8 protein-coding genes are annotated in these 13,313 nt (G+C 62.6%); 5 read left to right on the top strand and 3 right to left on the bottom strand.

Features of this window, described 5'->3' with window-relative positions; all coding sequences use genetic code 11:
- A partial coding sequence (locus ACEW8N_RS21020; RefSeq protein ID WP_373501832.1) for an acetyl-CoA decarbonylase/synthase complex subunit delta occupies positions 1 to 1,117 on the bottom strand: 1,117 nt, incomplete at its 3' end.
- Positions 1,118 to 1,854: 737 nt separating this feature from the next.
- On the opposite strand from ACEW8N_RS21020, the gene ACEW8N_RS21025 reads away from it, so the two are divergent.
- Entirely contained in the window at positions 1,855 to 3,738 is a 1,884-nt protein-coding gene (locus tag ACEW8N_RS21025; RefSeq protein ID WP_373501833.1) for a GNAT family N-acetyltransferase, read from the top strand.
- A 174-nt stretch (positions 3,739 to 3,912) separates the two neighbouring features.
- Entirely contained in the window at positions 3,913 to 5,862 is a 1,950-nt protein-coding gene (locus ACEW8N_RS21030; protein ID WP_373501834.1) for an ASKHA domain-containing protein, read from the top strand.
- A gap of 20 nt (positions 5,863 to 5,882) precedes the next feature.
- On the opposite strand, the gene ACEW8N_RS21035 is transcribed toward ACEW8N_RS21030, so the two are convergent.
- The gene (locus ACEW8N_RS21035) at positions 5,883 to 8,054 is read right to left on the bottom strand and encodes an ATP-dependent RecD-like DNA helicase (RefSeq protein WP_373501835.1); all 2,172 of its coding nucleotides are present in this window, start codon (positions 8,052 to 8,054) and stop codon (positions 5,883 to 5,885) included.
- A 154-nt stretch (positions 8,055 to 8,208) separates the two neighbouring features.
- Between ACEW8N_RS21035 and ACEW8N_RS21040 the strand changes: the two genes are divergently transcribed.
- Positions 8,209 to 8,715, top strand: a complete 507-nt coding sequence (locus tag ACEW8N_RS21040) for an Lrp/AsnC family transcriptional regulator (RefSeq protein ID WP_373501836.1) — start codon at positions 8,209 to 8,211, stop codon at positions 8,713 to 8,715.
- A 13-nt stretch (positions 8,716 to 8,728) separates the two neighbouring features.
- Entirely contained in the window at positions 8,729 to 10,072 is a 1,344-nt protein-coding gene (locus ACEW8N_RS21045) for a radical SAM protein (protein WP_373501837.1), read from the top strand.
- On the opposite strand, the gene ACEW8N_RS21050 is transcribed toward ACEW8N_RS21045, so the two are convergent.
- Positions 10,047 to 11,654: a multiheme c-type cytochrome gene (locus ACEW8N_RS21050; RefSeq protein WP_373501838.1), complete on the bottom strand. Its 1,608-nt coding sequence runs from the start codon at positions 11,652 to 11,654 to the stop codon at positions 10,047 to 10,049. The two genes, ACEW8N_RS21045 and ACEW8N_RS21050, sit on opposite strands and share 26 nt — an antisense overlap.
- Before the next feature lie 253 nt (positions 11,655 to 11,907).
- On the opposite strand from ACEW8N_RS21050, the gene ACEW8N_RS21055 reads away from it, so the two are divergent.
- On the top strand, positions 11,908 to 13,313 hold a 1,406-nt coding region (locus ACEW8N_RS21055; protein ID WP_373501839.1), incomplete at its 3' end, for a hypothetical protein.

Raw genomic sequence — 13,313 nt, forward strand, 5'->3', positions numbered from 1 at the left:
CGGGCTTGGGCGCTTCGGCTGCCTTGGGCGCCGCGGCTGCGGGTGCTGCGGGCTTGGGCGCTTCGGCTGCCTTGGGGGCGGCCGCCTTCTTCGCGGGCTCGGCTTTTTTGTCTTCCGTGATGGTCAGATCCGGCGCGGGGGCCAGGGCGGACAGGTCGATGGCTGTCGCCGGCAGTTGTTTGGCGATGGAGGCCACGCCCTTGGCCGAGCCGCCGTCAACGGCGAGGTCGATGAAGGCCTTGACCAGGCGCACGGCTTCCGGATGGCGCATGATCAGAAGGTCCGAACCGGCCATCAGGTAGCTGATCGCGCCGACGGCTTCCATCAGGATGCCGCGGCGTTCCGGGTCGCCCAGGGTCGGCGCTTCGTCCGCCTTCAGTTTGGCTTCCTTGGATTTCCAGATTTCAAAGCCCAGGTTGTTGACGACGGGATACTGGAGTTTGTCGTCGCCCTGGTTCATGGCCGCCATTTTGAGGCGCTCCATGACGGAGTAGCTGTATTCCATGCCGTACCCGAGGCCGCCGGTGGTGGGGTCGACGATTACGCGGTTCATGGGCATCCCCAGGTTTTCAAGGAGGATGTTGATCTGTTTGGCGATATTGACGTCGATGGGTGAAGAAGAGATGACGGTGTGGCCGAATCCCATGGCCGCGGCGCCGATGCCCTTGTGGTTCTTGTCTTCCACGGGGCCCATGATGAGGTTTTTCCCCTGGCAGTCTTCTGCGATTTGCTTGAGGACTTCTTCGTCCTTCTTAAAGCTTGCGGTCCCCCAGACGATCAGCGGAACGTCAACGGCGGCCAGAACCTTTTTCACCGTCGCGGAGGCTTCCGCCGCGCTCGCGTTTTTGTCGTTGGGGTCCGTGCTTCTGAGCTGAAGGGCGATCATGTCGGCCCCGTATTTTTCAACGCACTTTTTCGCCCAGGCCGCCGGGTCGCCGATGACATCCGCGTAAGGCTTGACCGCCGCTTCGGCCCAGTCATCCGGCTTCATATCCCAGACTTCCATGGCGATCTTAGGCTTGTTGGGCATTTCGCCTTCGAACTGATAAAACGGGTAGCATGTTTCGCCGCCGACGGTGACGGTCTTGTCACCCTGCCCCAGCGTAACACTCCTCACAGCTCCGGAATAAGATTCTTTGAAAAATTCAAAAGCCAATGTTTGTACCTCCTCTGGATGTTCTGACAAATCGGTTTTAGTAGAAGACACACACAAAAAGGGGGCAATATGCCTTGCCCCCTAAAGCACATCACCCCCTTCGGTAAGAAATGCGTTTTCAATACCTTTATTTACGATCATTTCATCCAATATCATCAAGTTAATTTTATGAACCGTGGTTTATCCACTCGGTCTGTCTTTTTAACTGCATGATCATTGTAATTTTGAAATGCTGACTATATTGGAGCATACGGGCATTGTCAATAAGCAGCTTGAGAATTTCCTCACATGGATTAAGAGACGATACCGGCCGTTTCCGATGGATACATCCTGTTTTTGCCTGAATTCATGTTGTAATGCCGCCGACCCTGCTTTTTCCGGGGAAATCGCCGGGCCATTTATTTATTCCTGCCACGAAAGGCAACAGCGACGCACCTGTCCGAAAGCGGTGACGCGTTACCGTCGTTCATGGGCCACTGCGCCCGGGCGGTCTTGCCGCCGCCGGGGCCAGTCGATCTGTGCCTTTGCACGTCGGCATATTTAGCAGAATGCAACGGAATTTACCAAACCTTTTTTTGGGTTCGAGGTGGTTTTCGGAAAGCCCGGTTCCCCTTGCCAATGGGGCTGAGATAGGGTAGATGAAGGCGTAGACAATCAGGTGGGGGTACTGTATTCATTTTATGTGAAAGGAGGGGGTTATGGCCAAAATGAGTTATTGGGCGGATGACTATGTGGAAAAAAAACGGCCGGTCAAGGATGCCATCAAGCTCATCCGGCCCGGCCAGCGGGTGTTTATCGGGTCATCGTGCGGCGAGCCGCAATACCTGGTCCGGATGCTCGCGGAGCTGTCTTCGGTGTTTACCGACATCGAGATCGTTCGTCTCCTTTCTCTTGAACGGACGCCCCTGGGGTTGATCGCCGACAAAACCAAAAGCCAGACCATGAATATCCGATCCTTTTACCTGGGCTCGGGGAAGGTCAAGGGGCTTGCCAAAAACAAGCGGTTCATCACGCCCGTGAACCTGTCGGCCATTCCCCGCCTGTTTAAGAGCCGGCAGCTTCCCATTCATGTGGCCCTGATCCAGGTGAGTCCGCCCGACGATTTCGGCTGGATGAGCCTCGGGGTCTCCGTGGACGTGACCCTCGCGGCCGCCCAGTCCGCCGATATGGTCATTGCCCAGGTGAACCCCAGGATGCCCAGGGTGCTTGGCCAGAGCTTCATTCATGTGGATGACGTGGACGTGATCGTGGAACACGAGGAGGACCTCCTGATGACGGAGCCCCTGCCGGAGACCGAGGCCGCCAACACCATCGGGCGGCTGATCGCCCGCCTCGTCGACGACGGCTCCACCATCCAGATCGGGCTCGGCGCCACCTCCAAGGCAACCCTCCTGGCCCTGTCCGAAAAGAACGACCTGGGGGTCCACTCTCAGTATCTGACCCAGGATATGATGCACCTTTTTTCACGGGGCGTCATCACCAACCGGAAGAAGGGATTCAACGAGGGAAAGATGGTCGCCAGCGCCGCCATCGGGAGCGAGGTTCTGTACGAATTCCTCCACGACAACCCATCGGTGGACTTCAGGCCCTCCGACTATGTCAACGATCCCACGATTATTGCCCGTCATTATCGTATGATCTCCATGAACGTGGCCATGGCCATGGATCTCACCGGCCAGGTGGCCGCCGACGCTCTTCCGCACACCTATTTCACCGGCGTCTCCGGCATCAACGATTTTATCCGGGGCTCGGCCATGGCCGAAGGGGGCAAATCCATCATCATGCTCACCGCGACCTCCGGCGCGGGGGAGGAACTGACCAGCCGCATCGTTCCCGCCCTGAACGACACGGCCGTCGTCGTCCCCCGGGGGGATGTCCATTACGTCGTAACGGAGTACGGTGCGGTCAACCTCTTCGGAAAAAGCCTTCAGGAGCGCGCCCTGGCCATGGTCAGCATCGCCCATCCCGATTTCCGGGACGAGTTGTTTCATGAGGCCAAGAAGATGGGCCTCCTGAGCGAGGACCGGACCCTCAGCGACTCGATCCATGGCGTGTACCCGGCGAAGCTCGAGGAAATCCGGGAGATCGACGGGGAGACCGTCGTCATCCGCCCATCCAAGCCGGTGGACGAACGGCGCATTCAGGAGCATTTCTACAATCTCGAGACGGATGATGTCGTCTCCCGCTTTTTTCACGAAAAACACAGCTTCGTCCGGGACGACCTCGAGGAGATGCTGGAGGTGGACTACGTCAGTGACCTCACCATGCTGGCGGTGGTGGGGGAGTTTGGGTTCGGGAAGGTCATCGCCATGGGGGAGTATCTTTTGAATCCCTCGAGCAACATGGCCGAGGTGGCCTTTACCGTGAACCGGGAATACCAGGGCAAGGGCCTGGGCAGGATCCTCATGCGGAAGCTGGCCGAGGCCGCCCGGGAAAACGGCCTGACCGGACTTTTTGCTTACACCGCGCCCCATAACAAGGGCATGATCAACCTCTTCAAAACGCTTCCCTATAAGGTTTCAATGGTGTTCGAGGACGATATGGTGCTCCTCTCCTGCCGGTTCGACCTCATGGACAAATGATGTGACGGTGTTTGAAAGGAGCGGCGGTTTTTTAGTTTACATTATCTCATTCTGTAATACCTTTATGGGGTCTGGATTTTGACACGTTTCGAATGCCGGACGGCCTGCTCCCCGGATCGGATTGCGCCGGTTCGGGATTTTCCATCTGAACCGGAGTAAACGGAGGAACCGCTTATGAAGACACACACCATATTGTTTCAGCCTCAAAACAGGACGGTGGCGGTGGAAGCCGGCGAAAGCCTGATCCGCGCGGCCATGGAGGCGGGCGTCCACATCAACGCCTCATGCGGCGGTGAAGGGGTCTGCGGGAAGTGCCGGGTGATCATCGAGAAGGGCGAGGTGGCGGGGGGCGTTTCCGAGCGTCTCACGCCCGAGGACCGGGAAAAGGGCTACCGCCTGGCCTGCCGGTCGTCCGTCACCGGCGACGTCACCGTGCGGATCCCCGTCGAATCGGCCATCGACGCCAGCGTCCTCAACATTCCCCCCGCTCCCAGAAGAACCGCCCGGGTCAAAGCCTTCAACCTGGAAGAGCTCAAGGACAAGGGCCTCTTCATCCCCCCCATGGAGAAGGTCTTTCTGGCGCTTCCGGAACCGAGCGCCCAGGACCACCTGCCCGACGTGACCCGCCTCGTCAGCTTCCTGACCCTCCAGAACGACGAACACCGGCTGGGGGTCGAGTTCCCCGTGATCCGGAAGCTGCCGGACACCCTGAGGCAGGACCGCTTCCGCGTCACCGCCACCCTGGCCCGGCCGGTCCGGGAGGACGGCCAGAGCGTCATCATCAACGTCCAGGCCGGCGACACCACGTCGCGGAATTATGCCGTGGCCGTCGACATCGGCACGACCACCGTCTACGGCCAGCTCATCGACCTCATCTCGGGGGCCGTGCTCGCGGAGCAGGCCGATTTCAACGGTCAGATCAGCTACGGCGAGGACGTGATCTCCCGGATTGTTTTCGCCGAGAAGGGGGACGGCCTGAACCGTCTGCACGACGTGGTTGTCGAAACCATCAACAAGATCCTCAGGACCATCATCAAACGCGCGGGAATCGACCGCGACGGCATTTCGAGCATCACCCTGGCCGGAAACACCACCATGACCCAGCTTTTTCTCAAGGTCAATCCGCGCTACATCCGCAGGGCCCCCTACGTGCCGGCCGCCACAATTTATCCCGCCATCAAGGCGGTCAATCTGGATCTCGATCTGCCCGACCACGTGACGGCCCTGGTCTACCCCCAGGTATCCAGCTATGTCGGCGGGGATATCGTGGCGGGCGTCATGGGCTCCGGACTCTACCGGACGGAGGAGCTCACCCTCTTCATGGACATCGGGACCAACGCCGAGATCGTCGTGGGAAACCGGGACTGGCTGGCCTGCGCGGCCTGCTCGGCCGGCCCTGCCTTCGAGGGGGGCGGAATCGAGTTCGGCATGCGGGCGGCCAAGGGCGCCATCGAAGACTTCTCCATCGACCCCGTCACCTGCGAACCCATGAACCTCACCATCGGGAACGTCCGGCCCAAGGGCATCTGCGGCTCGGGGCTGATCAACATCGTGGCCGCGCTTTTCGAGGCGGGGGTCATCAACAACAACGGCAAATTCGAGCAGACCCTGCCGACGGACCGCATCCGCGAGCGCGACGGGGTCTGGGAATATGTCCTGGTCCGGCAGGCGGAGACCCAGATCGACCGGGACGTTGTGCTGACCGAGATCGACATCGAGAACCTGATCCGCGCCAAGGGGGCCATCTACAGCGGGTGCCAGACCCTCCTCGAGGAGGTGGGGCTTACGATTCAGGACCTGGACCGGATCTATCTGGCGGGCGGGTTCGGAAGCTATGTGGACCTGGAGCGGGCCATGGTGATCGGGCTCCTGCCCGAGATGGCGGCCGACAAGATCACCTATATCGGCAACGCCTCCCTCATGGGCGCCCGGATGAGCGCCATGACCAACCGGATCCGCCGGGACGTGGTCGAGGTGACGCGGAAGATGACCAATTTCGAGCTTTCGGAAACCCCGTCGTTCATGGACCATTACGTGGCGTCCCTGTTTCTGCCCCATACGGACCTCCACCTCTTCCCGATGCTGAAGGCCCGGCTCGACGCCCGGCGCGCGATGGCCCGATAGGCCTCCGGGGAGGGGATCCCTCAGGCGAGGCGCTCGCGCAGGCGGGTGTACCGCTTCCGGGTCCTGTCGTTGCGGACGGCTATGGCGAGCGCCTTTTTCGTGCCCACCAGAACCACCAGGTCGCGGCCCCGCGTCACCCCCGTATAGATGAGGTTCCGCTGAAGCAGCATGTAGTGCTGCACGAGCACCGGCATGACCACGACGGGATACTCGGACCCCTGGGATTTGTGGACGGAGACGGCGTAGGCCAGGACGACCTCGTCCAGGTCGGCATAGTCGTAGACCACCTCCCGCCCGTCGAAGAGGATGACGAGCTCCTGGTCCTCAGGGGCGATGCGGGTGATCCGGCCGATGTCCCCGTTGAAAACCTCCTTGTCGTAATTGTTCCGGATCTGCATGACCTTGTCGTTCACCTTGAAGGCCCGCTGGCCCCGGAAGACGACCGCCTCGCCGGGGTTCAAGGCCTCCTGGAGGGCGGTGTTGAGGTTGCCTGCGCCCACGATGCCCCGGTGCATGGGGGTCAGCACCTGGATGTCGTCGACGGGGTCGAACCCGAACCGCCGGGGGATCCGCTCCCTGACCAGCTTCAGGATGATTTCCAGGACGGCCTCGGGGGCCTCCTTCTGGATGAAATAGAAGTCGGTCGCGGGCGACGTCGTGTTGAAGCGGGGCATCTCCCCCCGGTTGATCCGGTGGGCGTTCACGATGATATCGCTCTCCCGGGCCTGGCGGAAGATCTCCTTGAGGGTGACCACCGGCACCGCCCCGGAGGAGATGATATCCCCCAGGACGTTTCCCGCCCCCACCGAGGGGAGCTGGTTGACGTCGCCCACCAGGATGAGGGTGGACACGGCAGGCACCGCCTTGAGGAGATGATGCATGAGGACCGTGTCGATCATGGAGGCCTCATCCACGATGAGGACGTCGCAGTCGAGGGGCTTTTCGAAGTTCTTCTCGAATTCGCCTTTGGCGGGGCTGAATTTGAGCAGCCGGTGGATGGTCTGGGCCGGGTGGCCCGTCGCCTCGCTCATCCGCTTGGCCGCGCGGCCGGTGGGCGCCGCGAGGAGAACGCGGGCCGTGAGGGTCGACAGGATCTTGAGGATGGCGTTGACGATGGTGGTCTTGCCGGTGCCCGGCCCGCCGGTGATAACCATGACCTTCTTCTCGAGGGCGAACCGGACCGCCTGTTTCTGTTCCGGGGCCAGCTGGATGGAAAGCCGGGCCTCCACCCACGCCAGGGCCTTGGCCGAATCGACGGGGCGCAGGTTTTTGGGGACCGCCGAAAGGATCCTGAGCCGATTGGCGACGCCCGTTTCACAGATATGGAATTTCGAAAGGTAGACGGCCTTGTGGTTGGCTTCAAATGCCGCGGGGTCCTCGTTGAGGTCCTCGATGCGGATATGCTTGTCGGCCTCGATCCGGCCGAAGGCGTCGACCAGCACCTCCCGGTCGACCGTGAGCACCTCCTTGCATTTCTCGATGAGCGGCCCGTAGGGGTAGTAGACGTGCCCCTCGTCGGCCAGCTGGTGCAGCACGTAGAGGATCCCGGCCTCGGCCCGGACCGGGGAGTCCTTGGCGAACCCGAGGTTCATGGCGATCTTGTCGGCCGTGACAAAGCCGATGCCGAAGATGTCCATGGCGAGGCGGTACGGGTTCTCCCGGACCACGGGGATGGAGCGGTCGCCGTAGAATTTGAAAATCTTGGCGGCATAGGCCGAACTGACCCCGTGGGACTGGAGGAAGAGCATGACCTGGCGGATCTCCTTCTGGTCTTCCCATGCCTTCCGGATCATGGCGATGCGCTTCTTGCCGATCCCGTCCACCCTGGCCAGGTCCTCGATGCGCTCCTCGATGACGTCGAGGGCCTTTTCGCCGAAGGTGTCGACGATCCTCTCGGCAATGACGGGCCCCACCCCCTTGATCATCCCCGAGCCCAGGTATTTCTTGATGCCGTAAATCGTGGCCGGGACCTTGATGCGGGAGGAGGCGATCTTGAACTGCTCGCCGTATTTGGGGTGCTGGATCCATTCCCCCGTCATGCTGAGGATCCCCCCCGGCATGGGGGCCGCCAGGTTTCCCACCACCGTCACCAGTTCCCGCTGACCCGGGACCTTGACCCGGGCGATGGTAAAGCCGTTTTCTTCGTTGCTGTAAGTGATCCGCTCGATCTGTCCCTGAAGCTCGACTGTCATCCTGCTGATTCCGTTGGGTTAACGTGGGTTGCGCGTCCGGCGCCCGCTGATGCCGTTCCTGGATATCATATTATTATGCTTCGGGAAATCCACAGTTGCCATTCCCGCACAAAAAACTTGCCTTTTGGCGGGGAATTTTTTATAACGCCACACCATGACTGACCCGAAATTCACCCAACTGGAAAAACGAATTATCTCCATGATTCAGGGGGATATGCCGATCACGGCGCGCCCCTACCAAGCCATTGCCGACCGGCTGGGGGTGACGGAGGAGGCGGTGATTGAAACGCTCCGGGAACTGAGCGGACGGGGCGTCATCCGCAGATTCGGGGCCACCCTCAGGCACCAGAAGTCGGGGTTCCGGGCCAATGCCATGGTGGCGTGGCGGGTGGAGGAATCCAGAATTGACGCGGTGGGTCCCAAGATGGCCGCCTTCCGGGCCGTGAGCCACTGCTACCGGAGGAACCCGACGGGCGACTGGCCCTACAATCTCTACACGATGATCCACGCGGCGGACGAAGATGCCTGTCGGGAGATCGCCCGGAAGATATCCTCGGAAACCGGTGAAACAGACTATTCCCTGCTTTTCAGCCGGAACGAGCTGAAAAAAATCTCCATGCAGTATTTTCCGGATCTGCTGCCAAGCCCGTCGGACGGCTGACCCCCGTTTTCTCTTGAACGCCAGAGCGCCCCGCATCCTCCTGGTCAATCCCTGGATTCACGACTTCGCCGCCTATGACGTCTGGGCCAAGCCCCTGGGGCTGCTCCTGCTTGCCGCCGTCCTGCGGGATCACGGCATGGCGGTCTCCTTCATCGACTGCCTGGACCGGTTTCATCCCAAGGCCCCGCCCCAGAACCCGTATGCCCGGCATGGCCGGGGGCCGTATCATAAAACCCGGATCGCCAGTCCGTCCGGTTTCTTCGACATTCCCCGGAATTTCAGCCGGTACGGCATCGAGCCCGAATGGTTCAGGGCGGACCTGGCGGCGATCCCGGCGCCGGACCTGATCCTCGTCACGTCGCTGATGACCTACTGGTACCCCGGCGTCCAGGAGACGATTCAGGCGCTTCGCGCGTATTTTCCAGGGGTCCCGGTGATCCTGGGGGGGATCTATGCGACCCTCTGTACGGATCACGCCGCTATGCATGCCGGGGCGGACCGGGTCGTTTCCGGCGACGGCATCCGGCCGATATTCTCGTGGATCGAGTCCTTCACGGGGTACCGGGCCGGGTTGCGCTTCGACCCCGAGGATCTTGACGCCTGGCCCTATCCGGCCTTCGATCTCCAGCGGGCCATCGGCTATGTCCCCCTTTTGACGTCCCGAGGATGCCCGTTTTCCTGCGCCTACTGCGCCTCCCGGTACCTGGAGCCCCGTCGGCGGGTGCGGCGCCCCGAGAGGGTGACCCGGGAGATCCGGTTCTGGTACGACACCTTCGGGGTGACGGATTTCGTTTTTTATGACGATGCCCTGCTCGTCCAGCCCGAGAGGCATATCGTGCCCATCCTGAAGGGGGTGATCCGGTCGGGCATGGCCGTCCGGTTTCATACCCCGAACGCCGTCCACATCCGCGAGATCAACGGGCCTCTTGCGGAGCTGATGCTGCGGTCGGGGTTCGAGACCCTCCGCCTGGGGCTGGAAACCACGGCCTTCGAGAGCCGGACGACCCTCGATCGAAAGGTTGACGAAGGGCAATTCCTGCGCGCCGTGGCCTGCCTCCTGGGCGCCGGGTTCGAGAAGCGCCGGCTGGGGGCCTATCTTCTGGCCGGTCTTCCCGGCCAGCCGGTCGCGGATGTCGAGCGATCCATCCTCACGGTCAAAGACAGCGGCATCACGCCGGTGATCGCATACTACACGCCCATTCCCCACACCCCCCTGTGGCCTGCTGCCGTGGCCGCGTCCCGCTACGACATCGCGGCGGACCCCGTCTTCACCAACAACGCCGTTTTTCCCTGCATGTCCGAGGGGTTTTCCTGGGAGACCCTGTCCCGCCTTAAAAACCTGGCCCGGTCGGATTGAGCGGCCCTGCCGGACGCCGGGCGGCCAGTTGCAGGTCCGCCGCCCCGGGGGCCGGCTGTCCCCCGTTCCGGGTGATGGGCTCCGGCGGCGGCGGAAAGAGCTTTTTCCGGAGTTCCAGCCACTCTGCGAGTTCCCGGATGCGGCGGGAGAGCTGGTAGCGGCCGTCGGCGAAGACGCCGTAGTCCCCGCCGCCCGCCATGGCCGAGGCGAAACGGACGGTGTTGGCGTAGAAGAGCCATGCGTCGCACCAGGTCCTTTCGATGGCTTCGTCAAAGGGGCTCGCCTGCTGGGCGATTCCCTTGGCGTACCCCCGGGACCAGATCTCCTCCATGAGGCGGGTCGCCGTCAGGATGTCCCGGTTGGTCGTCCCGATCGTGTTTTCGAACCGCTTCCAGTGGCCGTCCACCCAGGACTTTCCGTGGCATTCCAGGCAGACGGCCTGCATGGTCCGGGTCCGGGTCTCCTGCTCGACCGGGCCGATGAGGAATTCAGCGGCGATGCCGCCGTCAAAGTCTGTGGGCAGCGGAAGCCCCTCCCGGTTTTTGATGATGCTGGTGTCCGGCCGCCGGGGATGGGGGTGGGCAAAGGGCAGGCCGAAGATCCGCCAGGCGAGGCGGTCGTTCATTTTGTGGCTCCTCTGGGCGACGGTCTCGCCGTCGGTGTTGACCAGAAGGCTCATGTGGCAGCCGCCGCAGGTGGGGGCCGTGAAATCCTTGCCGATGGTCCAGGGGACGGCGTCGAAGTCCCAGCCGGCATTGATGGAGGCGTATATGTTGCCGTGCTTGCTGGAGGAATAGACCTTGTAGGCCGGAACATCGGGCCCGACATGGCACTCCCCGCAGGTGTGCGGCTTCCGGGCCACCTCGATGGAAAATCCGTGGCGGGTGTGGCAGGCGGCGCAGGAGCCGCGGCTGCCGTCGAGATTGATGCGGCCGACCCCCTGGTTGGGCCAGCCCTCGATCCTGGGAAACGCCATTTCCCCCATGCCGGTATTCCGCGTTTCCATGCCCTTGTGGACAAGCCGGGTGCCGTGGCAGTAATAGCACGCCTCGGCACGGGTCTCGGCGTCGGCGTCTTCGTACTGGATCCCGCCCTCGGTCCTGACGGGGCTGCCGATGATGGTTCGCTGTAGATCCTGAAAGACGGGGTTGTCCGCGAGGTTGCCCACCGCATGGGACATGATGTTTTCGGCGTATTCCGAAGCCTCGGTGACGTGGCAGACGGCGCAGTCCTGGGGGCTTACGACAACGTGGATCTCCACCTCGTTGTGAATGAAGGCGTCGGCGTGGTTCTTGACGCGGAGGGTGTGGCATTCGGCGCATCCGACGGAAACGTATTTGAGGCGGTCGGGGATGTCGGTCGCGGAGATCCTTCGGGCGATGGGTTTTTCCTTCAGGGCGTCCCTGGGCGCGATCCGGGCGTGGCGGCTTTTCTGCCAGTCTTCCACGATGCCCGGATGCAGGGTGGAATGGCATCCCAGGCATTCCTCCGTGGCTTCGCTCACCGGGGCTCGGGCGCACACAGCTTCTGAAACGGGCAGGAGGCAGCATGCGAAAAGAAGAAAGCAAACGGTGCGATTCATGACGGCTTACCCCCTATCCGCTCGGGTTGATATGCGGGGCCGGGCTGCGGATTCCGCCTGCCCCCGGTGCTCCGGCCGCCGCGAATCGGGGCGCGGCCGATCGTACCGACTATACCCGGTGACGGGCCAATGATCAAAGAAAAATTTGATTCACGCGGGGGGATGGTATAGATTTGGCGGCGCATGACAGGACGTTTCCGGATCTCCGGCCTATGCCGCCCGGTATCCGGTCTTGAAACCACGGGATGGTGACATGGCTAAATGGCTTCGAATCGCACTGGTTTCCACGGGGACGGGCGCGGGTCTTTTGATCCTGCTTCTGGCGGGGGGCGTTTCGTATCTCAAGACCCCCCAGGCCCAGCGGGGCATTCAGCAGCAGATCAACCGCGCCCTGCCGGGAAGCGTGTCATGGCGCCGGCTCGATTTTTCGGTGCTTGCCGGGCGCATCGATATCGACGATCTCCTTGTCGCTGGGCCTTCCGGCGAGCGCCTGGCCGGGCTGGCCCGTTGCCGCATCGACATCTCCTGGCTTTCGCTCCTGAACGGCCGGATCGGCGTTGAGGAGGCGATCGTCGAGCACCCCTGGGCGGACCTCGCCGTTGACGAGACCGGTCGGCTCAACCTGATGCGGGCCTTTCCCGCACTCGCGCCGGGGGAGCTTTCCGAGGAGGCGTCGGCCGGGCCGCCCATCGACCTGGCGATCACGCTTTTCCGCCTGACCGACGGCACCGTGTCCTACAGGGACCCCAAAGCCGGGCTCACCGTCACCCTGGAAGGCATCTCCGCCGGGGCGGAGGCCCTTCTGCTCTCGAAGCCGGCGGGACGCCTCCGGCTGGGGATCGGCCGGGGGGCCGTCGAAAGCCCCGTGTTCACCGGGCCCGTAGAGGCGCTGCAGGTCACGGCCCACCTCGATGCCGACCGCCTTTCGCCCCTCGATCTCCGGGTTGCGGCCGGCAACACCGACATCAGGCTCACCGGGATCATCGACCGCCTCGGCGCCGACCCGGTCATGGACCTCACCCTCGATGCAGACCTGGCCCTGGCCGAAATCCGTCACCTCCTTCAGTTGACCCCGGAGCTGACCGGAAACGCCGCGCTTCACCTCTCCGCCAAAGGTCCCCTGGCCGATCCCGAAGCCAGGGTGAACCTCGAGTATGACGGTGGGCTTCTCGGAGGAGTTCCCGTCGGACGGATTGCCTTGGGCCTCCATCTGTCGGACCGGAAACTCAGGATCGACCCGCTGTCGGTCGAATCCCCCTTCGGGCTGTCGGACGCAACGGGCGAGATTGACCTCGTAAAGGCCTTCCCCGAGGGATTCCTCTCGTCCGATCGGGTGTTGAACGCCATCGGCTACCGCCTGTCCGTGCGGCAGAAGGGGCTCCTGCTGGAGCAGGCATTCTCCCGGGATGCCGCATACGCCGGCCGTCTGGATGCCGACATCACCCTCGAAGGGCAGGGCGTCACGCCGGGGGAGATCCTTGCCCGATGCCGCGTGGCCCTTGTCGGCACGGGGATCCTATCCCCCGGCATGGACCGTCCGGCGGATGTCGCCGCGGCGTTCCGGGGAGGGATCGAAGGATCGGATACGGTCGTCGAAGCCCTCACGGTCGATGCCGGCGGCGCCCGCCTGTCGGGCCGGGGCCGGTATGAACGCGCCGG

The sequence above is a fragment of the Desulfococcus sp. genome, from assembly GCF_041737845.1.
In the GTDB taxonomy this organism is placed as follows: Bacteria; Desulfobacterota; Desulfobacteria; order Desulfobacterales; family Desulfococcaceae; genus Desulfococcus.